Raw genomic sequence first — 19,204 nt, 5'->3', positions numbered from 1 at the left:
GGCTGAAATGGAGCCCGGCCGGCGCTTGAGGCCACGGCTGGGCCGGCTAGGCCACTTCAGCCCGGCCGGCGCTTGAGGCCCCCACAGCCCGGCCGGCGCTTGAGGCCAAATGAAGCCTGGCCGACGATTGAGGCCGATCAAGCCCGGCCGGCGTGTGAGGCCACGTCGCGTCGCTCTGCCCGACAATGGAACACCTGACCGCAGCTCTGGAGGCACCGTGCCCGGTTTCCGCACCCCGAACCCCGCGCTCCGCACCCTGCGGCCCACCTCGTTCGGCGGCGACCCCACCGGCGAGCGCCTGCGGCGCATCCGCAACTCGCCGAATTTCGCGGACGGCTCGTTCCGCAACCCGGACGGCCTCCCGGCCACACCGTCCGCCGCCACACCCCGCGACCTGGCCCGCGCCTACCTCAGCAGGACCGGGCGGGTCCGCCGCGCACCCGCCCGGCCGATCCCGCTGCACCCCACCACCGTGGCCGACCTGGCCCGTCCGCCCGCCGACGGGCTGCGGCTCACGTGGATGGGCCACTCCAGCGTCCTCGTCGAGATCGACGGCGCCCGCCTGCTCTTCGACCCGGTCTGGGGCGAGCGCTGCTCGCCGTTCGGTTTCGCCGGACCGCGCCGCCTCCACCCGGCACCGGTGCCGCTGCGCGCGCTGGAGGCGGTCGACGCCGTGGTGATCTCCCACGACCACTACGACCACCTGGACATGCCCACCATTCGGGCCCTGGCCCGCACCGGCACGGTCTTCGTGGTGCCGCTCGGTGTCGGCGCCCACCTGGAGCGGTGGGGCGTCCCCGCCGACCGGCTGCGCGAGCTGGACTGGCGGGAGTCCACCCAGGTCGCCGGGGTCACCCTGACCGCCACCCCGGCCCGCCACTTCTGCGGGCGCGGCCTGCGCAACCAGCAGCACACCCTCTGGGCCTCCTGGGCCGTCCGGGGCGGCGACCACCGCGTCTACCACAGCGGCGACACCGGCTACTTCCCCGGTTTCCGGGACATCGGCGCCGAGCACGGCCCCTTCGACGCGACCATGATCCAGATCGGCGCGTACAGCGAGTTCCTGCCGCACAGCCGAGGCGGCGCGACGCGCGACCCGGGACCGTGGCCGGACATCCACATGACGCCCGACGAGGGTCTGCGCGCCCAGCTCGACCTCCAGGGCGGCGCACCCCACGGCGTGCTGCTGCCGATCCACTGGGGCACCTTCAACCTCGCCCTGCACCCTTGGGAGGAACCGGCGGAGCGCACCCTGCTCGCCGCCCACCGCGCGGGCCAGCAGGTCATCACCCCGCGCCCCGGCGAACCGGTCGTCCCCTCGCGGGCGCCCGCCGCCGACCCCTGGTGGCGCGCGGTGGCGGCGAAGGCCCCGGCGGACGGCTGGGCCACCTGGCCGCCGTCCGGGGAGCAGCGGGAGACGCTGGACCTGGCCGCCCCGGAACGCTGAGGCCCTGCCGCGGCCGTGCCGGTCGGAGCGGAGGCTTCACGGCGGGGTGTCGCGGGGCTGACGTCGGCCGGGTACGACTCCGGCAGCCTCGCCGACCTCCGCGCGGGGCCTTAGGCGGTGCCGCGCCATGACGAACCCCGCCACTCCCGCAAACCACCTCAGAACCGTCTAGCCTGGCCGGGCATCCCCGCAGATCCCTGGGTGGCCGCCCGTGCGAGCCCGCCCCCTCCTCCCTGCCGCCCTGCGCGGTCGGCTCGCCCCGACCCCGCGCCGCCCGCGGAGCGGGCCCGGCGCCGGGCCCCAGGAGGCCGCCGGACGTACGGCCGGAGCGAGTGGTCCCCGGTGACCGCGCCGCACGACCTCTTCGTCCGCACCGGCAACCTCTACCGCTCGCCTCTCGCCGAACGCCTCCTCGCGGCCCGGCTGCCCGGCGCCCGCGTCGAGAGCGCGGGCACCCACGCCTTCCCGAGCCCCGGCATGGAGGAGGAGACCCGCCGGGTCCTGGAGGAACGCGGGGGCGACGGTGCCGGCTTCGCCTCCCGGACCCTGGCGCCCGGCCTGGTGGCCGACGCTGATCTGGTCCTCGGTAGGGAACGGGCGCACCGCGACGCGGCGGTCCGCCTCTGCCCGGAGGCCCGCCGACGCGCTTCACGCACCGGGAGTTCCTCCGGCTCGCCGTGGGGGTATCGCCGGGAGCGGGCCCCGCGGCCGTGATCGCCGAGGCCGCCGCGCACCGCGGTCTCGCGCCGCCCGTACCGGCCACCGAGGACGAGGTGGAGGATCCCTACGGCGCGGGGGAGGACGTCCTGCGTGACTGCGCCCGCGCCCTCGACACCCTGGTCGCCCGGGTGGCGGCGCTGCTGGGAGGCTGACGCGGTGGCGAGGGTGGGAGCTCCCACTCCGCCGTGCAGGACCCTTGTTCGGGTCCTCGCCATGTCCGCCACCCCGTCAGTTCGCGGCAGCGACGCGGCCCGAGCCCCCACGGCCCGCGACAACCCCGCCGCCCGGGTCCGCGTCTACGCCGTCGTCTTCGCGGCGTTCGTCGGGGGAGGCGGGTACGTTCCCGCCGCGCTCTTCCTCCCGCTGACGGTGGCCTGGACGGCCGTCATCCTCCTCTCCGGGCTCCCCGCGATCGTCACCGGGCACGTCGCCCGGCGGCGCGCCGTGCGGCGCGGACTGGGCGGCCGGTGGCTGGCCCTCGCCGGGATCGCCGGCGGCTGGGTCTGCGCCCTGGTGGCCCTGCTCGCCGCCGCGGCCCTCGTCGGCGTGGTCGGCGGCCTCGCCGTACTGATCGGCTCCTGAAGCGGGCGCCTACGCCGGGCTGTCCATGGGTCGCCCGGGCGGCGACCGCACGTAGGGCGTCGTCGTGGTGACGGCGTGCAGGCCCAGCCGCCGCAGGATCGGGGCGCTGTCGTCGGAGGCGTCCACCTGGAGGAACCGTGTGCCGCGGCCGGCGGCGAGCCGGGCGCGGACGGCGGCCGGCGCGCGGTAGATGTCCGGCCCCGTGGGGGCGGGCCGCCGGTAGGCCGTCCGGATGGTTCGAACCTCTGTCCCCCCAGGGGTTTCGGACTGGCGTGCGAAGGGTCGTCCGGGAGGGGGGTGCTGCCCGTCCAAGTGGTCAACTGTCCACCGCGCGGGATGCTTTGATGACTACCGTGTGTGTCCGTCAGGTCGCGCGGAGCCCACGCCAGGGTGTCCGCGCGGCCGTCGCGGACCGACGCCGCATGCCCGCCACGCATCGCGCACCCCGGGGCCGCGCCCCCACCAGGAGCCCCGCCACCGCACCCCCGCCCCACGCCGGACCGGGGGGTTTCTTCCGAGGACGTCGATGTCACAACTACGCGCACCGGCCGCCCCCCGGGTGGACCGCCGTGAGGGCGGAGGCCGGCACGGCAAGGCCGCCCAGCAGCTCCCCGAGGCCCACATACGGCCTCAGTTGCTGCGGATCGCGGTGCTGCCCGCCGTCGCGGTCTCCCTCAGCGGTGCCGCCGCGGTGCTCTTCGCGCTGCGTTCGGCCGGCGGCGGCGGAACCGCCCCCCACCTGCTCTGGGCGGTCCTCACCGGCGCCGCCGCGGTCGCGCTCACCGGGATCGCCGTCGCCGCCGTGGCCGCCGACCGCACCGCCCGCAACATCCTGGACAGGGCCGGGCAGCTCCGCCGCACCAGCGCCCGCAACCAGGTCGAACTGCGCGGCGTCGTCGACGCCCTGCGCCAGGGCGAGCAGCCCGTCGTCGAGCACCCGCCCCTCGCCCCCCGCGGTGACGGCTTCGACCTGCTCGGCGAGGAGCTGCACCGCTCCCACCGGATGGCGGTCCAGGCCGTCGTCCAGGCCGCCCAGCTCTCCAGCCAGGCCGGCAGCGAACAGAAGGTCGAGGTCTTCGTCAACCTCGCCCGGCGCCTGCAGTCCCTCGTCCACCGCGAGATCCAGCTCCTGGACGAACTGGAGAACCAGGTCGAGGACCCCGACCTCCTCAAGGGCCTCTTCCACGTCGACCACCTCTCCACCCGCATCCGCCGCCACGCCGAGAACCTCGCGGTCCTCGGCGGCGCGATGTCCCGCCGGCAGTGGAGCAGGCCCGTCTCCATGACCGAGGTGCTGCGCTCCGCCATCGCCGAGGTCGAGCAGTACTCGCGGGTCAAGCTGGTGCCCCCGATCGAAGGGGACGTACGCGGCCACGCGGTCGCCGACACCATCCACCTCCTCGCCGAACTGGTCGAGAACGCCACGGTGTTCTCCGCCCCGCACACCCAGGTGCTGCTGCGCGCCAGCCGGGTCGCCGCCGGGGTCGCGGTGGAGGTCGAGGACCGGGGCCTGGGCATGCCCGGCGACGAGCAGCGCCGGATGAACGCCCTGCTCGCCGACCCCGACCAGGTCAACGTGGCCAGCCTCCTCCAGGACGGCCGCATCGGCCTCTACGTGGTCGCCACCCTCGCCCGCCGCCATGGCATCGCCGTCCGCCTCCAGTCCAACATCTACGGCGGCACCCAGGCCGTGCTGGTCCTGCCCGCCGCCCTCCTGGGCACGGTGCCCGACGAGGCGCCCGCCGCCCCGGAGCCCCTCCCCGGGCCGGCCGCTCCGGCCGAGCTCACCGGCCCGCCGCCCGCGGCCCGCGAGGCCGTGCCGAACACCTCCGCGGCCGAGCCGCCGGCCGGCCCGCCCGCACCGCCACCGCCCGCCCACGACGAGGAGCCCGCGCCGTTGCGCCCGGCCCCTGCCGGGGAACACCCCGCCCCGGACGAGTCCCCGGCCCGGCGCCCCGCCCCCGCCGACGGCGTCCCGCCGCCCCTGCCGATCCGCACCACCCGCCGGCAGGCGGCGGCCCGGGCCCAGCACGCCGCGCCGCCGGAGCCCGCGCCGGCGCCCGCCGTGCCCGGCCCGCGCACCCTGCCCGTCCGCGACACGCAGGAGCAGCGGCCCACCCCCGCCGAGGCCCGCCCCGGCATCCGGCCGGAGCACCGGGACACCGTCGAGGCCAACGCCGCCTCGCCCCTCGTCCTCGGCAACGCCCTCTACGAGCAGTCTCCCGAGCGGCCCTCCCTGCCGCGCCGCCGCGCCCAGGAACACCTCGCCCCGCAGCTGCGCGAGGGCCCGGTCGCCCGCACCGGGGAACAGCCCCACGTCGGCCACGACCCCGGCCTGATGGCGGCCTTCCGACGGGGGATCGGCCTCGCCGAGGCCCAGGACGAGCGGCCCGTCCACCCCGCGCCCGAGGCCGGTCCCGCCCACCGGCCCGGGTGAGGCGGGGCGCGTACGGCCCGTACCCGTCAGTCCCCACGTTCCCGTAGCCCCACAGGTACCCCCATGTATGCAAGGAGTCGATCCACCATGGCGAGCGATGCGCCGACCGGCCATGCCTCCGACCTCGACTGGCTGCTCGGCGGACTGGTCCAGCGGGTCCCGCACACCCGCAGTGCCGTGCTCCTCTCCGCCGACGGCCTGGTCAAGTCCCTGCACGGCCTCGACCCGGACAGCGCCGACCACCTCGCCGCCCTCGCCTCGGGCCTCTACTCGCTGGGCCGCAGCGCCGGAGCGCGCTTCGGTGAGGGCGGCGACGTACGGCAGGTCGTCGTCGAGCTCGACACCAGCCTGCTCTTCGTCTCGACCGCCGGGTCCGGCACCTGCCTGACCGTCCTGGCCGGCCGTGAGGCCGACGCCGCCGTCCTCGGCTACGAGATGACGATGCTGGTCAAGAGCGTGCGGCCCTACCTGGTGACCCCGCCGCGCCGCCCGGCGCCCGAACCCACGGCGATGAGGAACTGACCATGGCCCTCCCGCAGGACGGGCCCTGGCTGGACGACGCGGCCGGGCGCCTCGTCCGCCCGTACACGGTGAGTGGTGGCCGGACCAGACCGACCACCGCGCTGGACCTGATGTCGCTGGTGATGTCCACCGGCACGCAGCCGCTCGGCTACCTCGGCCCCGAACACAGCGACGCCCTCGGGCTCTGCGAGGCGCCCACCTCCGTCGCCGAGGTCGCCGGCCAGCTGCGGCTGCCCGCCGTCGTCACCAAGGTCCTCCTCTCCGACCTGGTCGACTGCGGCGCCCTGACCACGCGGGCCCCCGACTACTTCCACAACCCCACCGACCGGTCCCTGCTGGAGGCAGTGCTCGATGGACTACGACGACGGCTCTGACCCCTTTCCCACCGCGCTCAAGATCCTGGTCGCGGGCGGATTCGGGGTCGGGAAGACCACCTTCGTGGGCGCGGTCAGCGAGATCGCCCCGCTCAGCACCGAGGAGCTCCTCACCACCATCAGCGCCGAGACCGACAGCCTGGAGGGCGTGGAGAACAAGACCACCACCACCGTGGCCATGGACTTCGGCCGCATCACCCTCGACAGCAGCCACGTCCTGTACCTCTTCGGCACCCCCGGCCAGGAGCGCTTCTGGTTCATGTGGGACGAGCTCTCCGAGGGCGCGCTCGGTGCCGTCGTCCTCGCCGACACCCGGCGCCTGGAGGACTGCTTCGCCGCCGTCGACTTCTTCGAACAGCGGGGGATGAGCTTCGTCGTCGCCGTCAACGAGTTCGACGGCGCCCACCGTTACGGCCCCGAGGAGGTGCGCGCCGCCCTCGACCTCGGCGCGCACGTGCCCGTCGTCCGCTGCGACGCCCGCATCTCCAGTTCGGCCGTGCAGACCCTGCTCACCCTCGTACGGCACCTGCTCACCTCGCACCCCGCCGAGAGCCAAGGAGCACCCCTGTGACGTACGACCCGCTCGGCCACCTGCTCCTGACCCCTGCCGACCCCGAGGCCCCGGCGCGCGAGGAGCGGCTGGGCAGGCTCGGCCTCGGCCACCACGCCGACGCCGGGCTCGACGCCTTCGCCACCCGCCTCGCCGACCTCACCCGCGCCCCGTACGCCATGGTCAACTTCATAGGCACCGGCGGGCAGTTCTTCGCCGGGCTGCACACCCCGGCCGGGCCGCTCGCCGGGGGCACGGAGCCCGCCGGCGCCTTCCGGCACATGGCGCGCGACCACGGCTACTGCCCGCACGTGGTGGTGCGGCGCAGGGCGCTGGTGCTGGAGGACGTCTGCGACTTCCCGCGCTTCGCCGGGAACCCGGTCGTGGACGAGATCGGCATCCGCTCCTACCTGGGCGCCCCGCTCATCGACCGCACCGGCATCGTGCTCGGCACCGTCTGCGTGGTGGACACCCAGCCGCGCGCCTGGGGCCGGGCCGGGCTCGACACCATCAAGGCGATGGCCGCGGAGCTCACCGAGCAGCTCCAGCGCCGCGACCCGGGAGATGGCTGAGCGCCGCCGTCACCGCCCTGCGGCGTACTGGAGCCGGAGCTGGCCGATCTCGGCGGCGTTCTTCATCAGCTCCGCGTTCACCCAGGCCGCCGTGTGCCCCACGGTGAGCCCCGCCTCCGCGCCCCACGGGTAGGCCGAGGGGCGGTCGAGCGCCGCGTCGTCCAGCCCGTCGAGGACGGCCGCCCACTCCTCGCGGAGTCCGCGCAGCCAGGCGACGGCCGCCGCCCCGTCGCCCGGCCAGGCGATCTCCGTCCGCTCCGGCGGTCCGGCGCCCCGCACGACGGCGGCGGCGGTCGTCCACCACCAGCCGATGTGCCAGGTCAGCCAGGCGATCGTGGGGACCGGGACGGGGTCGGGCTCGGTCTCGGCCCAGTCGGGCCACCAGCGGCCGTCCGCGTCCTGACGCACCGTCCAGCAGAGGGCGGCCGGCTCCCGGAGGAAGTCCCCGGGCTCCAGCCGGTCCAGATGGTAGGTGAACAGCGACCAGGTCAGTTCCGACTGCCAGCGCAGCAGCTCGGTTCTCGAAGCGCCCATCGGGCCATCCTGGCACGCCGCGGAGCGTCCCGCCGCCGTCAGGCCGTCGGCGCAGCCGAGGCATGAGCGGGCCCCCGACCGGGGAGGGGCAGGCAGAGCGCGCCCGGAGCGGTCCGGGCGCCGACCGCCGACCGCACCGACCCCAGGGGAGCGCACCCGATGACCAGTCAGCCCGCACCCGGCAGCACCGCTCACCGACCCGGCGTCCTCAGCGCCCACGACGGGGTGGCCATCGCCACCTACACCTGGCTGCCCGAGGGGCGCCCCCGCGCCTTCGTCCAGATCGCCCACGGCGCCGCCGAACACGCCCAGCGGTACGACCGGTTCGCCCGCCGCCTCACCGCCCACGGCTTCGGCGTCGTCGCCTCCGACCACCGCGGCCACGGCGCGACCGCCCCGCTCACCGGCGGCTTCGGCGTCACCGGCGAGGACGGCTGGCGGTCGATCGTCACCGACCTCAAAGCCGTCGGGGACCAGATCCGCGCCCTGCACCCCGGCGCCCCCGTCCTGCTGCTCGGCCACAGCATGGGCTCCATGCTGGCCCGCGACTACGCCCAGGAGTATCCGGACGACCTCGCCGGACTCATCCTCTCCGGCACCTTCCGCTCCCTGCCCGGCGCGGACTTTGGCCGCGACACCGCCCGGCTGGAGAAGGAGATCGACGCCCACGGACGGGAGCACATCTCGTCCTTCGTCCCCGAGCTCTTCGCCGCCTTCAACGAGCCCTACCCGCACCGCACCGGTTACGAATGGCTCTCCCGCGACGAGGCCGAGGTCGACGCCTACGCGGCCGACGAGGCGTGCGGCTTCCCGTTCAGCGCCGGATTCAGCCTCGACTGGGTCCGCGCCGCCGAGAAGGTCAACGACCCGGACAACCTGGCCCGCTTCCCCGCCGACCTGCCCGTGCACGTCGCGGTCGGCTCCGACGACCCCTGCCACCAGTCCATGGCCCAGGTCGACGCCCTCCTGGACGACCTGCGCGGCCAGCGCGTCGAGGACCTCACCTGGAAGGCGTACGAGGGCGCCCGCCACGAGATCCTCAACGAGACCAACCGCGACGAGGTCCACGAGGACCTCACCCGCTGGCTCGACGCACACGCCCTCTGACCGGCGGGCCCGTTGTCGGTGCCGTCGCCTACCCTCCCGCCATGGCCGAAGCCCAGGACGCACGCACCATCGCCCTCTCCCTCCCCGGGACCACCGAGAAGACCGCCTGGTCCATGCCGACCTTCCGTGTGGCGGGGAAGATGTACGCCACCATGCCGGAGGACGAGACCTCGATCGCCGTCCGCTGCCCCAAGGTGGAACGCGACGAACTGGTCCTCGCCGAACCGGACAAGTTCTGGGTCGCCGATCACGAGGCCTCCTCCGCGTGGGTCCGCGTCCGCCTCGCCGCCGTCGACGACCTCGCCGAACTCCGCGACATCCTCACCGACTCCTGGCGGCAGGCCGCCCCCGGCCGGCTCCTGGAGGCCCATCCGGAGCTGGCCGGGCCGAACGGGGCGTGAGCCGGGGCCGGAAAACCGCGCGCCGTCCCGCCGCGGGCGTGGCATGATCCGGCCGGGCGGCGCGTGACGGGGGCCGCCCGACGGTGAGGAGGACGGACGGCCATGGCGGCAGCCACCGACACAGGCACCGGAACGGACCCGGAGCCCCGCCGGGGCTACTGGTCCCGCGACTTCGGCCTCTTCTTCACCGCCCGCGCCGTCGCCAAGCTCGGCGACACCATGCTCCCCGTCGCCCTCGCCACCGGCCTCCTCCTGCACGGGTACGGCGCGGGCGCCGTCGGCCTCGCCATGGCCTCCTCGGTCGCCTGTTTCGCGGGGCTGGTGATCTTCGGCGGGGTCGTCGCCGACCGGGTCAGCACCCGGCTGCTGATGATCGCCGCCGACGCCGTCCGGCTGGTCAGCCAGACGCTGGCCGCCGTCATGTTCTTCACCGGCCACGTGGTGCTCTGGCAGCTCTGCGTCATCGGCGCCCTCAACGGCGCCGCCGCCGCGCTCTTCCAGCCCGGAGTCGCCAGCACGGTGCCGCGCCTCGCCCGCGACGTGCAGGGCGCCAACGGCGCGATCCGCGTCGCCGAATCCGTGATGTCCCTCGCCGGTCCGGCCGCCGCGGGCATGCTCGTCGCCTTCGTCTCGCCCGGCGGCGTCTTCGCCGCCCACGCCGCCACCTACGGACTCAGCGCCCTCTGCCTGGTCCTGCTGCGGCTCCCGCCCGCCCCTCCCCGCGTTTCCACCGGAAAGGGCGGCGCCGCCTTCCGCCGGGACCTGGTCGAGGGGTGGCGCGAGTTCCGCTCCCGCACCTGGCTCTGGGGTGTCATCGCCATCTGGGGGCTGTTCATGCTGGCGGTGTCGGGCCCGGCCGTCCCGCTGGTCGCCGCCGACGTGGTCCAGGAACACGGCCCGCGCGCCTACGGACTGGTCAACTCCGCCCTCGGCGCGGGCACCGTCGTCGGCGGGCTCCTCGCGATGCGCGCACGGCCCCGCCGCATGCTGCGCGCCGGCGCCTTCGCCGTCCTCGGCTTCGGCCTCTTCCCCGGCACCGTCGGCGCCGGGCTGGGGGTGCCCGCGATGTGCGCGGGCGCCGCCGTGGCGGGCGCGGGCATGTCCTTCTGGGGCGTCATGTGGGCGACCAGCGTCCAGACCCAGGTACGGCCCGAGGTGCTCAACCGCATCCACGCCTACGACGTGGCGGGATCGCTCGCCATGATGCCGGTCGGCCAGGCCCTCGCCGGCCCGGCCGCGGGCCTCCTCGGCACCGACGCGGTCCTCGTCACCGGCGGTCTGCTGACCCTCGTCGTCGGCGGGCTCCTGCTCGCGGTCCCGGCCATCCGCAATCTGGAACGCGCCGACGACCGTCCGGTGACCGGTTCCCCCGCGGCCGCGCCCGGCGTCAGCCCCGCCCCGGCGCCAGGAACGCGCTGATGTCCCGGCGCAGCGAGGCCGCGTCCAGGCCGTGCGCGGCGTCGTGCTCCTCGGGCCGCCCGTAGCGCCGCAGCTCCTCGCGGCCCACCCCGAGCCCCAGCAGCCGGTGCGGCACCACGGACAGCGCCTCGTCGGCGGCCCGCACTGAGGTCCCCGCCAGGTACGGCTCGACCAGCACCACCTCGGCGGTGCCCCGGCCCGGGTCGACGGCCGCCCGGCGCAGCCCCGCCGCGTCGAAGGGCCGCACCGTCGCCGCGTACAGCACGGTGAGGTCCAGCCCCTCGGTCGCCGCCAGGACGACGTCCAGCATCGGGCCCACGGCGACCACGGCCACCCCGGACCGGCCTTCCCGCACCTGCCGGAACCGCGTGCCGTCCAGCGCCCGGCCCTCCACGTTGGCCCGCTCGGAGAGGCGTACGTACACCTTGTCGTCCCCGGCGGCGACGGCGGCGCGGACCAGGGCCTCGGCCTCGTCGGCGTGGCCCGGGACGTGCACGGTCCAGCCGGGGAGGGTGTCGAGGAGGGCCACGTCGCCCGGGGACATGTGGGTGTAGCCGCCCGACGCCATGTCGTAGGAGGCGCCGGAGCTGACCAGTACCCCGCCCACCCCCTGGTGGCCGAAGTCGAGCTTGACCTGCTCGAACGGCCGCTCCACCAGGAACGACGCGAAGGTGTGCAGCACCGGGCGCAACCCCGACAGGGCGAGCCCGGCACCGGCGGAGACGAGGAGCTGCTCCCGGATGCCGACGTTGACGACGCGGTCCGGGTGGGCGGCGATGGCGCCCTGGAGCCGGTCCCGGCTGATCTCTGCGATGACCAGGGCGACGCGCGGGTCGGCGTCCATCAGCTGGTGCACGGTGTCCGCGAAGCGGTCACGCATGGAGTCCACGGGGTGGTCCTTTCGAAAGGGGGGTGGTGGGGGAGGGGCGCCGTTGGTGGGCGGGGCCGGTCAGCGGCTCACGCGGGCGACCACGACGTGCGGGCGGCCCGGGTGGGGCGCGGTGAAGGCCCGGTACAGGGCCTCGTGGTCGTGGCCGTCGACGGTCTCCGCGGACCAGCCGGCCACCGCGAAGCGGGCCGCGAGATGGCCGGGGGCGGCGTGGCTGGCGGAGGCGTTGTCGACCACCACGGCGTGCAGGGAGTCCACCCCGGTCAGCCCCGCGAAGGTGATCGCCTCGTCGTTGGACCCCTCGTCCAGCTCGGCGTCCCCCGTCATCACCCAGACCTTCGGCTCCGTCAGCCCCTGCGCCCGCAGCCCGAGGGCCACCCCGACACCGATCGGCAGCCCGTGCCCGAGCGACCCGCTGCCGATCTCCGCACCCGGCACCAGCGTCCGGTCCGGGTGGTGGCCCAGCCGCGAGGTGAACCCGCCGAAGCCGCTGAGCCACGCCTCGGGGAAGAAGCCCCGGGCGGCGAGAACGGCGTAGTACGCCATCGGGCCGTGGCCCTTGGAGAGCAGGAACCGGTCCCGCCCCGGGTCCTCGGCGGTCTCCGGGGTGATCCGCAGCACCCGGTCGTACAGCACCCAGAGCGGGTCGAGCGTGGAGGTGGCGGCCGCGCCGTGCTTCTCGTCGCCGGTCTGGAGGCTCATGAGGCGGGGGATACCGGCGTAGGACGGGGCCGCGCCCGAGGTGGTGGTCGTCATGCGATCACCGTGCGACCTCGACTTCACTTGAGGTCAAGAGCGGCTACCCCCGGAAAGGGGAGCGCGACCACCGCCGCGAGTGAGGTATGGTTTTCCTGCGCGTTCGGCCAGGGGAAGCCCCAGGTCACACGGGCACCGGGACGTGGCGCAGCTTGGTAGCGCACTTGACTGGGGGTCAAGGGGTCGCAGGTTCAAATCCTGTCGTCCCGACTCGAGAGAGTCGATGACAAGGGCCGGTATCGGAGGCATCCGATACCGGCCCTTGATCTTTGTGGAAACCAGCCGGGGGCCGACCGACCGGACGACGCCCGGGGCTGGGCGGCGGAGGAGCCAAGGCCGCAGGAGAGTCACGTAGGCGGCTGCTGGCCCTGTCCGGAACGGCTACGCACCTTCTGGGCGGTCTCCTCACCAGTTCGACGCAGTCCCTGCCCGGCTTCCTTCCCGGAGTCCTCGGCCTGTTTCTTCGTGGCCTGGGCCGCCTCCTGCGCCGTGGATTTGACGGCCTCCGCCGCTTCGGCGGCGGGCTGCCGCAATTCCTCGTTGACGTCGTGCGCTGCTCTGCCCGCTTCCCGCTTGACCGGTTCGAGGAGCTCGTCGGATCGGTCCCGTAGCTGTTGGCCGACCCGTTCCTCGGCTTCGGTCGTCGGCATCAGCGCGGCGGTCAGCATGCCTGCCCCGAAGGCGATCAGGCCGACTGCGATCGGGTTCCCCTGAGTCTGCTGCCTCGCCTGGGCGGGTCCCTGTTGGAGAGCGTCGCCGATCTGATCCTTCGCACCCTCGGCCGAGTCGGTGAGCTGGCTCGCGGACTGTGCCGCGCCGCGCGCGGTGTCCTTCATGCCGGCGGTGGTGTCGCGGGCCGAGCCCATCACACGCTCCTTCATGCTGGTGAGCCGGCCTCGCGCCTGCCCGGCCTTGCGCTGAGCGATCCTGCGAGGGGTCACCTTGTTCGACAGGAGGTCGACGTCGCGGGCCAGCCGGGCGCGCCGCTGTTCGACATCGGTCCTCAGCTCGTCGGGTGTCGTGCCCATGCGGCGTCCTCCTTCAGAGTTTCCACGGTTCGCTCGGGCTTGATGTTGACCACGCGCAGCTTCTTGCGGCCGGTGAGGAAGAGCACCGCCGCGACGATCGCCCACAGGACGGTGACGATCAGAGCCGCCCAGGCGATGTTCATGACGTTCGCCAGGCCGAAAATGACGGTGAGGCTGCCCAGCAGCAGGACCAGGTGCCCGGCGTAACCGGCACCACCCAGCATGCCGACCGCCTTGCCCGCCTTCGTGGACTCCTGCTTGATCTCGGCCTTCGCCAGCTCGATCTCGTCGCGCACCAGCTGGGACACGTCCGTGCTGATCTCGCTCAGCAGATCGCCGATCGACGTTTCGCTGTCCGCCGTGGCGCCTGCGTGAGACGGGGGCGGGTGCGGAGGAAGGTGAGGATCCACCCCGCCCGATTCAGGGAACTGTGTTGCCATGGTCAGCTCCCTCGAGTCGGTCGTCGCAGGTCCGAGGGGGGCGGTCCGAAGCCAGGGGCCGCAGGCCGCAGATGGGTCTGCCCGGGCGGGTCCTCCGCCCCGGCAGAGCGTTCCGGTCCTGCCTGCGGGGCATCGCCGTCGTCTGGCCCCGTCCGAGAAGGGGCACCGGATCCGGCGGCATCCGGATCACCACCGGACGCGGTGGGCGAGTCCGCCGAACTGACGCCCTTGCCCAGGCGCGCGGCCGCGAACCCGGCCAGCGCGGCACCCGCGAGAAATGTTCCCGGCCGGCGCCGTGCGAAGTCCTGCAGGTCGGCGAGGAGGCCGTCCGGTCCGCGTTCGTCGAGACGCGAAGCCACCTCGTGGCCCCGGTCGGCTACCCGGCGAACGGCGTCCGTCGCGCTGGAATTCTCCTTGCCGTTCTCGCTCATGTCGCGCAACTCGTCCGAAAGCTTGCGCACGTTCTCCGCCAGGTGCTGGGTCTGGGACTGCGCCTGGCTTCGAAGCTGACCGCGCAGCTCGCCTGCCATGTCCTGGGCTCGCGCGGTGGCCTCCTGCCTGACGTCGGCCGCTTGCTCCTTGGCCGTACCGGCTACGTCGGCCGCCTTGTCACTCGCCAACTCAGCGCCCTGCCTGGTCTTTTCCTGGGCGGTTTGTGCTGCCTGCGCCGAGCTGTCCTGGCGGTCGGAGCCCTTCGCGTTCTCGGAGTCGTTCAACGTTCCTCCTGGACGATCGAAACGATGGGTTACCAGGCACCGTCCGTGCTCCGGCCGGGTTCTTGGCAGGAGCCGTGGTGAGCGTGCGCCGACAGGGGTGGGCTTCACGTGCCTCTTCGCACACCGGCACGGCCATGGTTCGACTGCCGCTGCCGGTGGCTACACCCAAGGACAAGATCGCCTCGCGCGGTCGTCACGCGCTTCTCCCGGCGGGAGCCGCCCCGCAGGCGGGGCTTCGAGATGCTCCCCTCTCCAGACTCCCCCAGAAGGGTGAGCGTCGCATGTCGGCCCGGGAGGAGGGCGCCAAGGGCCGACGGGGCGCAGGGTGTGCCGACCGCCGGGCGCCTCAGACGTGTGCTACTCCTGCCTTCCTGCGCCCCACCCGGCAGCCCCCTCGGCTCCCGCACCTCGCATGGCGGGCTCCCGGCCGGCGGACGAGTATGGGAGGTGGCGTCCAGCTCCCGGCGGCCCGCCCCTCGGCCCGTCTCCGCAGGGCTGTGCGCCTGCCCCTGCCCAGCCCTCCGACCCTTGGGAGAGACGCCATGCCCGAGCCTCGTCAGCAGCAGACTCCCCCCGGTTCCACCTCCGCGATGCACCCCGAACCCGACCACGGTGAGGAGAGCTACCGCGGCTCCGGGCGGCTGGCCGGCAAGGCGGCGGTGATCACGGGCGGGGACAGCGGCATCGGCCGCGCGGTGGCGATCGCCTACGCACGCGAAGGCGCGGACGTCCTGATCTCCTATCTCGACGAGCACGAGGACGCGGAACAGACGCGACGCTGGGTGGAGGAGGCCGGCCGCACCTGCGTGCTGGTCCCCGGGGACCTGGCGGACCCGGCCCACTGCCGGTCGATCATCGAAACGGCGGTGCGGGAGTTCGGCCGGCTGGACGTCCTGGTCAGCAACGCCGCGTTCCAGATGACCCGGAACGCGGTCGAGAACATCCCCGACGAGGAGTGGGACCGGACGCTCGCGATCAACATCAGTGCCTTCTTCCACCTGACCAAGGCCGCCGTCCCACATCTGCGGCCCGGCTCGGCGATCATCGGGTCGACGTCGGTGAACTCCGACGCCCCGCCGCCGCAGCTGCTCCCGTACAACGTCACCAAGGCGGGCATCGCGAACATGGTCGGCTCGCTGTCGCAGCTCCTCGGTCCGAAGGGCATCCGCGTCAACAGCGTGGCACCGGGGCCCATCTGGACGCCACTCATCCCGGCGACCATGCCGCCGGACCAGGTGGAGAGCTTCGGGGCCGACGTACCGCTCGGACGGCCCGGCCAGCCGGCCGAACTGGCGACGGTCTACGTGATGCTCGCCTCCGACGAGGCCAGTTACGTCTCCGGAGCGCGGATCGCGGTCACCGGCGGGCAGCCGATCCTGTGAGCGGCCGCCCCACCGGCCTCCCGCCGCTGCGGCTGACGGCCCTGGCCAAGCCCCTGGTCTTCGGCGGCCACGCCATCGCCCGGCACCTGGGGAAGACCGGCATCCCGGACTGGAACATCGCGGAGACGTGGGAGTGCAGCGACGTCTCGGGCGCGGGCGGCGTGGTCAGGACGGGGTCGCTGGCCGGGCAGTCGTTGCGCCAGGTGCTCACCGACCATCCGCGGGAACTGATGGGCGAGGGCTGGTCGGGCGAGTACTTCCCGGTGCTGACCAAGTTCATCGATGCCGCGGGCGCCCTCCCGGTGCACCTGCACGCGGACGACGAGGCCGCCCAGCGCCTGGAGGGCGAGCGCAACGGCAAGACCGAGGCGTGGCACATTCTCGCCGCCGCGCCGGGGGCGACCGCCCTCTGCGGGGTCAAGGAGGGGGTGACGGCCGACCGGCTGCGCTCCGCCCTGGAGGCGCAGGAGTTCGACGCCGTCCTCCGGCGCCTGCCGGTACGGGCGGGGGAGACCATCTACGTGCCCGGCGGCACCCCGCACAGCTTCGGGCCGGACACCCTGGTCTACGAGATCGAGCAGACGTCCGACGTCCAGCAGCACGCGATGCGCTGGAACATGGAGGACGGCTCCGCCGTCGGCGACGAGGAGTTCGCCTCCAACCTCGACATGCTGATGCGGCAGGTGCATCTCGGGTCGAGGCCGGACTTCACGCCGGGGCTGCGGATCGCCGCGGGCGACGGGGTCGCCCGGGTCTTCCTGACCGCGGGCCCCTACTTCGCTCTCGAACGCTGGACCGCCGGAACGGCCGAGCCACTGCGCCACTCGTTCGCCACCGCGCAGATCCTCACCAACGTCGGCGCGCCGGTGCGCGTGCGGACCGGCGGCTGGAGCGAGGAACTGGGCCGGGCCGAGACGCTGCTGCTGCCGGCCGCCTGCGGCGAGGTCGAGATCACCGGGCCGGCCGACGTCCTCTTCGGATATCTGCCCGACCTCGACCGTGATGTCCGCGCCCCGCTTCTGGAAGCCGGTTGCCCGCCCCCGCTCATCGACTCCCTCGTCGCGACCGCCCGGACGGCGTGACGAGGAGCGTGCCACCACCCCGGGGCGGTGGCACGTTCCGGGGCAAAGACCTCGGAAAGGACAGGTCGTGGCCTAGGACGGGCCCCGGAGGGACTCGCCGCACGCACCGACGGCGTCCCGGACAGACGGCGGTCCGGTGTGACGGCCTAGACGGGCTGGCTGAGCTCCGCCCGGCCGAAGAGGAGCGCGTGGCCGGGCGGCAGCTGGTCCAGGAGGCGGTCGAGGAGGTCGGGGTCGACCAGGTCGGCGACGACGGTGAGGACCGAGCCGGTGTCCCAGCGGGTGGTGGCGACCGAGGCGCCGCTACGGGCGGCGAGGTCGGCCACGAACTCCTGTCCGGACAGCGGGGAGGCTCCGGGTATCTCGCGGCTCAGCAGGCGGGCGGCCTCGGCGGGCAGCCGCGCGGCCAGTTCCGCGCGGGCGTCGCCGTCGACCAGGCGGCCCAGCCCGGCCAGGACGAGGCGGGCGGCCTCTTCGGCGCGCTCGCGCGTCGGGTAGACACCCCGGTAGCGGATCGCCTCCAGGAGGCGCGTCCAACTGGGCGCCGGAGCGGGGAGAGTGGTGTGGTGGGGGCCGTACGGCACTGCTGGGCGCCTTTCGTGTCGAAGGGCCGTGGGCGTGGGGCGGAGGGGAGGGCGCGCCGCCCGCCCGCCCCCGGACCCGGGACGTGTCTGTCCGTACCCGGGCTCAGGGGCGACGGCAGGGCGGCGACGAACGCCGCAGGCCCGTACCCAGCCGCGTACGGGCCTGCGGAGCCGGCCGGATCGACCGGCGGGCTCAGTTGGTGATCTCCTTGCGTGAGTCGCTCTGCCCGATCTTGATCCGGCGGCGCTTGGCGCGCTCGGCGATCGGGATGCGCAGGGTCAGGACCCCCGCGTCGTAGGCGGCCCGCACCTGCTCGGTGTCCAGGGTGTCGGCGAGGACGAGCTGGCGGGAGAAGACACCGAGAGGGCGTTCGGAGAGCTCCATCCGCACCTCCTCCGCCTTCGCGGCGGGGCGTCGCTCGGCCTTGACGGTGAGCATGTTGCGCTCGATGTCGACCTCGATGGCGTCCGGGTCGACACCCGGCAGGTCGAAGGAGACCACGTACGTGTCGCCCTCGCGATAGGCGTCCATCGGCATCGCCGACGGGCGGCTCCAGGTGCCGGAACCGGTCAGCTCACGGGTGATCCGGTCGAACTCGCGGAAGGGGTCGGTGCGCATCAGCATGGGTGAACACCTCCAGAAGTCCAGGCAGTTGATGCCATGCGCTTCACCTGACACCGTTGTAACATGTCATCGGAACGATGACAAGCAAGGCGTCGTCCATGTGATGACGACGCCGGAGTGCGAGGTACGCGGCCCCGCGCGGCACAGGAGGCCCCATGAGCACCGCCGACCGACCCACCCCCGGCCACCCCGGCCCCGCCGGACAGTCCCCGGCGTCCTTCACCCCGGACCCGGCTTCCTTCCTGGCGGTCGCGGGCGCCCTCGAAGCCATCAGGGAGGCGGTCGACGCCGCCGAGGCGGGGAGGACTGACGCCGCCGGCGGGGGAGCGGGGGCCGACGACGTCCTCGCCAGCCTGCTCCTGCTACGGCGGCTGCGGGAGCAACTCGCCGTCTGGGAGCCGGGCCTGGTCGAGACGGCGCGTCAGGCGGGCGCCAGCTGGGCCGAGCTCGCCCACCCCCTCGGCGTCTCCAGCCGCCAGGCCGCCGAACGCCGCTACCTGCGCAACCGGCCCGGAGCCTCGGGCTCCACCGGCGAGCAGCGCGTCCAGGCCACCCGCGAACGCCGGGCCGCCGACCGCGACCGGAGCGCGTGGGCCCGCCGGAACGCCGCTGACCTGCGCCGCCTCGCCGCCCACGTCACCGGCCTCGCCGACCTCCCCGCGGCCGCCCGGCGTCCCGTCGCCCGGCTCGACCAGGCCCTCGCCCACGACGACCCGGCCACCCTCCTGGAGCCGCTCCGCGAGGCCGGGCCGCCGCTCCGGGACGCCCACCCCGAGCTGGCCACGCGGCTCGACGCCCTGCCGGGACCGGGAGGAGTTGCGCGGGGCGACTGACCCGGCCGGAGGTGCGCCGGGGGTGCCGCCCCGGCCGGGTCATGGTGATGACCTCGCGGCCGGAGCCGGAGCCGGAGCGGAAGGCGCAGCCGCTCCTCGGCGCGGCCGTCCGGACCGCCTCACGGGTGCGGCGCGTCGTACGCCGCGTCGGGCGCCGGAGAACACACCCGGCCCCGCCCAGCCTCTTCCACGGGGCCCGGGGCG

The 19,204-nt window shown here is 74.4% G+C and carries 23 protein-coding genes, 1 tRNA gene and 1 pseudogene; 16 read left to right on the top strand and 9 right to left on the bottom strand.

The window, feature by feature from the left end; translation table 11 throughout:
* The first annotated feature begins 217 nt into the window (after window positions 1-217).
* The 4 genes from ACFWMZ_RS22920 to ACFWMZ_RS22905 all read left to right on the top strand — a co-directional run bounded on the left by ACFWMZ_RS22920 (window position 218) and on the right by ACFWMZ_RS22905 (window position 2,749).
* The gene (locus ACFWMZ_RS22920) at window positions 218-1,447 is read left to right on the top strand and encodes an MBL fold metallo-hydrolase (RefSeq protein ID WP_383171646.1); all 1,230 of its coding nucleotides are present in this window, start codon (window positions 218-220) and stop codon (window positions 1,445-1,447) included.
* 342 nt (window positions 1,448-1,789) lie between these two features.
* The gene (locus ACFWMZ_RS22915) at window positions 1,790-2,161 is read left to right on the top strand and encodes a hypothetical protein (protein WP_383171648.1); all 372 of its coding nucleotides are present in this window, start codon (window positions 1,790-1,792) and stop codon (window positions 2,159-2,161) included.
* On the top strand, window positions 2,158-2,319 hold the full coding sequence (locus ACFWMZ_RS22910; RefSeq protein WP_383171650.1) for a hypothetical protein: 162 nt from the start codon (window positions 2,158-2,160) through the stop codon (window positions 2,317-2,319). The genes ACFWMZ_RS22915 and ACFWMZ_RS22910 overlap by 4 nt, the downstream gene beginning before the upstream one ends.
* Window positions 2,320-2,380: 61 nt before the next feature.
* The gene (locus tag ACFWMZ_RS22905) at window positions 2,381-2,749 is read left to right on the top strand and encodes a DUF4190 domain-containing protein (RefSeq protein WP_383203794.1); all 369 of its coding nucleotides are present in this window, start codon (window positions 2,381-2,383) and stop codon (window positions 2,747-2,749) included.
* A gap of 9 nt (window positions 2,750-2,758) precedes the next feature.
* Here the strand turns inward: ACFWMZ_RS22905 and ACFWMZ_RS22900 are convergent.
* Window positions 2,759-2,950: pseudogene (locus ACFWMZ_RS22900) on the bottom strand (GNAT family N-acetyltransferase); the annotation flags it as partial.
* A 325-nt stretch (window positions 2,951-3,275) separates the two neighbouring features.
* On the opposite strand from ACFWMZ_RS22900, the gene ACFWMZ_RS22895 reads away from it, so the two are divergent.
* The 5 genes from ACFWMZ_RS22895 (at window position 3,276) to ACFWMZ_RS22875 (ending at window position 7,204) form a co-directional block, all read left to right on the top strand.
* Window positions 3,276-5,186, top strand: a complete 1,911-nt coding sequence (locus ACFWMZ_RS22895) for an ATP-binding protein (protein WP_383171653.1) — start codon at window positions 3,276-3,278, stop codon at window positions 5,184-5,186.
* Between the two features lie 87 nt (window positions 5,187-5,273).
* The gene (locus tag ACFWMZ_RS22890; protein ID WP_383171655.1) at window positions 5,274-5,708 is read left to right on the top strand and encodes a roadblock/LC7 domain-containing protein; all 435 of its coding nucleotides are present in this window, start codon (window positions 5,274-5,276) and stop codon (window positions 5,706-5,708) included.
* A 2-nt stretch (window positions 5,709-5,710) separates the two neighbouring features.
* Window positions 5,711-6,082: a DUF742 domain-containing protein gene (locus ACFWMZ_RS22885; RefSeq protein ID WP_383171657.1), complete on the top strand. Its 372-nt coding sequence runs from the start codon at window positions 5,711-5,713 to the stop codon at window positions 6,080-6,082.
* Window positions 6,060-6,653: an ATP/GTP-binding protein gene (locus tag ACFWMZ_RS22880; RefSeq protein WP_383171659.1), complete on the top strand. Its 594-nt coding sequence runs from the start codon at window positions 6,060-6,062 to the stop codon at window positions 6,651-6,653. Before ACFWMZ_RS22885 ends, ACFWMZ_RS22880 begins: the two co-directional genes overlap by 23 nt.
* The gene (locus ACFWMZ_RS22875; protein WP_383171661.1) at window positions 6,650-7,204 is read left to right on the top strand and encodes a GAF domain-containing protein; all 555 of its coding nucleotides are present in this window, start codon (window positions 6,650-6,652) and stop codon (window positions 7,202-7,204) included. Before ACFWMZ_RS22880 ends, ACFWMZ_RS22875 begins: the two co-directional genes overlap by 4 nt.
* Window positions 7,205-7,213: 9 nt before the next feature.
* Here ACFWMZ_RS22875 and ACFWMZ_RS22870 read toward each other — a convergent pair whose 3' ends face one another.
* Window positions 7,214-7,738: a DinB family protein gene (locus ACFWMZ_RS22870; RefSeq protein ID WP_383171663.1), complete on the bottom strand. Its 525-nt coding sequence runs from the start codon at window positions 7,736-7,738 to the stop codon at window positions 7,214-7,216.
* Between the two features lie 159 nt (window positions 7,739-7,897).
* On the opposite strand from ACFWMZ_RS22870, the gene ACFWMZ_RS22865 reads away from it, so the two are divergent.
* The 3 genes from ACFWMZ_RS22865 (at window position 7,898) to ACFWMZ_RS22855 (ending at window position 10,665) form a co-directional block, all read left to right on the top strand.
* On the top strand, window positions 7,898-8,845 hold the full coding sequence (locus tag ACFWMZ_RS22865) for an alpha/beta fold hydrolase (protein WP_383203791.1): 948 nt from the start codon (window positions 7,898-7,900) through the stop codon (window positions 8,843-8,845).
* Between the two features lie 41 nt (window positions 8,846-8,886).
* Window positions 8,887-9,246 (top strand): MmcQ/YjbR family DNA-binding protein, encoded by a 360-nt coding sequence (locus tag ACFWMZ_RS22860; RefSeq protein ID WP_383171667.1) that lies wholly within the window; start codon window positions 8,887-8,889, stop codon window positions 9,244-9,246.
* A gap of 102 nt (window positions 9,247-9,348) precedes the next feature.
* Window positions 9,349-10,665, top strand: a complete 1,317-nt coding sequence (locus ACFWMZ_RS22855) for an MFS transporter (RefSeq protein ID WP_383171669.1) — start codon at window positions 9,349-9,351, stop codon at window positions 10,663-10,665.
* Here ACFWMZ_RS22855 and ACFWMZ_RS22850 read toward each other — a convergent pair.
* Both ACFWMZ_RS22850 and ACFWMZ_RS22845 read right to left on the bottom strand, forming a co-directional pair.
* The gene (locus ACFWMZ_RS22850) at window positions 10,634-11,554 is read right to left on the bottom strand and encodes a transketolase family protein (protein ID WP_383171670.1); all 921 of its coding nucleotides are present in this window, start codon (window positions 11,552-11,554) and stop codon (window positions 10,634-10,636) included. The genes ACFWMZ_RS22855 and ACFWMZ_RS22850 overlap by 32 nt on opposite strands.
* 60 nt (window positions 11,555-11,614) lie before the next feature.
* Window positions 11,615-12,310: a transketolase gene (locus ACFWMZ_RS22845; RefSeq protein WP_383171672.1), complete on the bottom strand. Its 696-nt coding sequence runs from the start codon at window positions 12,308-12,310 to the stop codon at window positions 11,615-11,617.
* Between the two features lie 136 nt (window positions 12,311-12,446).
* Here ACFWMZ_RS22845 and ACFWMZ_RS22840 point away from each other — a divergent pair.
* Window positions 12,447-12,520: transfer RNA gene (locus tag ACFWMZ_RS22840), tRNA-Pro, on the top strand.
* Window positions 12,521-12,657: 137 nt separating this feature from the next.
* On the opposite strand, the gene ACFWMZ_RS22835 is transcribed toward ACFWMZ_RS22840, so the two are convergent.
* From ACFWMZ_RS22835 to ACFWMZ_RS22825, 3 genes are read right to left on the bottom strand one after another with little or no spacing between them, the layout of a single operon-like run.
* On the bottom strand, window positions 12,658-13,338 hold the full coding sequence (locus ACFWMZ_RS22835; protein ID WP_383203788.1) for a DUF3618 domain-containing protein: 681 nt from the start codon (window positions 13,336-13,338) through the stop codon (window positions 12,658-12,660).
* A complete protein-coding gene (locus tag ACFWMZ_RS22830) occupies window positions 13,314-13,778 on the bottom strand; it encodes a phage holin family protein (protein WP_383203785.1) in 465 nt (154 codons plus the stop codon). The genes ACFWMZ_RS22835 and ACFWMZ_RS22830 overlap by 25 nt, the downstream gene beginning before the upstream one ends.
* Before the next feature lie 2 nt (window positions 13,779-13,780).
* The gene (locus tag ACFWMZ_RS22825) at window positions 13,781-14,494 is read right to left on the bottom strand and encodes a hypothetical protein (RefSeq protein WP_383203782.1); all 714 of its coding nucleotides are present in this window, start codon (window positions 14,492-14,494) and stop codon (window positions 13,781-13,783) included.
* 542 nt (window positions 14,495-15,036) lie between these two features.
* Between ACFWMZ_RS22825 and ACFWMZ_RS22820 the strand changes: the two genes are divergently transcribed.
* Entirely contained in the window at window positions 15,037-15,876 is an 840-nt protein-coding gene (locus tag ACFWMZ_RS22820) for an SDR family oxidoreductase (protein ID WP_383203779.1), read from the top strand.
* Window positions 15,873-16,958 (top strand): class I mannose-6-phosphate isomerase, encoded by a 1,086-nt coding sequence (locus ACFWMZ_RS22815; RefSeq protein ID WP_383203776.1) that lies wholly within the window; start codon window positions 15,873-15,875, stop codon window positions 16,956-16,958. The genes ACFWMZ_RS22820 and ACFWMZ_RS22815 overlap by 4 nt, the downstream gene beginning before the upstream one ends.
* Window positions 16,959-17,104: 146 nt before the next feature.
* On the opposite strand, the gene ACFWMZ_RS22810 is transcribed toward ACFWMZ_RS22815, so the two are convergent.
* Window positions 17,105-17,542 (bottom strand): DUF2267 domain-containing protein, encoded by a 438-nt coding sequence (locus ACFWMZ_RS22810; protein ID WP_383171683.1) that lies wholly within the window; start codon window positions 17,540-17,542, stop codon window positions 17,105-17,107.
* 193 nt (window positions 17,543-17,735) lie between these two features.
* Entirely contained in the window at window positions 17,736-18,167 is a 432-nt protein-coding gene (locus tag ACFWMZ_RS22805) for an Hsp20/alpha crystallin family protein (RefSeq protein ID WP_383171685.1), read from the bottom strand.
* 155 nt (window positions 18,168-18,322) lie between these two features.
* Between ACFWMZ_RS22805 and ACFWMZ_RS22800 the strand changes: the two genes are divergently transcribed.
* Window positions 18,323-19,000 (top strand): type III effector protein, encoded by a 678-nt coding sequence (locus tag ACFWMZ_RS22800; RefSeq protein ID WP_383203774.1) that lies wholly within the window; start codon window positions 18,323-18,325, stop codon window positions 18,998-19,000.
* Window positions 19,001-19,204 lie beyond the last annotated feature (204 nt).

Origin of the sequence: Streptomyces sp. NPDC058373 (assembly GCF_042723275.1) — a bacterium.
Taxonomy (GTDB): domain Bacteria; phylum Actinomycetota; class Actinomycetes; order Streptomycetales; family Streptomycetaceae; genus Streptomyces.
Note: the sequence above shows the minus strand (reverse complement) of the source record. Positions and strands in the feature narration are given on the sequence as shown.

Bases quoted from the DNA above. Each gene is read 5' to 3' on its own strand.
- ACFWMZ_RS22870 (WP_383171663.1), bottom strand. From the start codon at position 7,738: ATGGGCGCTTCGAGAACCGAGCTGCTGCGCTGGCAGTCGGAACTGACC.
- ACFWMZ_RS22865 (WP_383203791.1), top strand. From the start codon at position 7,898: ATGACCAGTCAGCCCGCACCCGGCAGCACCGCTCACCGACCCGGCGTC.
- ACFWMZ_RS22895 (WP_383171653.1), top strand. From the start codon at position 3,276: ATGTCACAACTACGCGCACCGGCCGCCCCCCGGGTGGACCGCCGTGAG.
- ACFWMZ_RS22885 (WP_383171657.1), top strand. From the start codon at position 5,711: ATGGCCCTCCCGCAGGACGGGCCCTGGCTGGACGACGCGGCCGGGCGC.
- ACFWMZ_RS22805 (WP_383171685.1), bottom strand. From the start codon at position 18,167: ATGCTGATGCGCACCGACCCCTTCCGCGAGTTCGACCGGATCACCCGT.
- ACFWMZ_RS22860 (WP_383171667.1), top strand. From the start codon at position 8,887: ATGGCCGAAGCCCAGGACGCACGCACCATCGCCCTCTCCCTCCCCGGG.
- ACFWMZ_RS22905 (WP_383203794.1), top strand. From the start codon at position 2,381: ATGTCCGCCACCCCGTCAGTTCGCGGCAGCGACGCGGCCCGAGCCCCC.
- ACFWMZ_RS22880 (WP_383171659.1), top strand. From the start codon at position 6,060: ATGGACTACGACGACGGCTCTGACCCCTTTCCCACCGCGCTCAAGATC.
- ACFWMZ_RS22820 (WP_383203779.1), top strand. From the start codon at position 15,037: ATGCCCGAGCCTCGTCAGCAGCAGACTCCCCCCGGTTCCACCTCCGCG.
- ACFWMZ_RS22835 (WP_383203788.1), bottom strand. From the start codon at position 13,338: ATGGGCACGACACCCGACGAGCTGAGGACCGATGTCGAACAGCGGCGC.
- ACFWMZ_RS22830 (WP_383203785.1), bottom strand. From the start codon at position 13,778: ATGGCAACACAGTTCCCTGAATCGGGCGGGGTGGATCCTCACCTTCCT.
- ACFWMZ_RS22855 (WP_383171669.1), top strand. From the start codon at position 9,349: ATGGCGGCAGCCACCGACACAGGCACCGGAACGGACCCGGAGCCCCGC.
- ACFWMZ_RS22800 (WP_383203774.1), top strand. From the start codon at position 18,323: ATGAGCACCGCCGACCGACCCACCCCCGGCCACCCCGGCCCCGCCGGA.
- ACFWMZ_RS22845 (WP_383171672.1), bottom strand. From the start codon at position 12,310: ATGACGACCACCACCTCGGGCGCGGCCCCGTCCTACGCCGGTATCCCC.
- ACFWMZ_RS22890 (WP_383171655.1), top strand. From the start codon at position 5,274: ATGGCGAGCGATGCGCCGACCGGCCATGCCTCCGACCTCGACTGGCTG.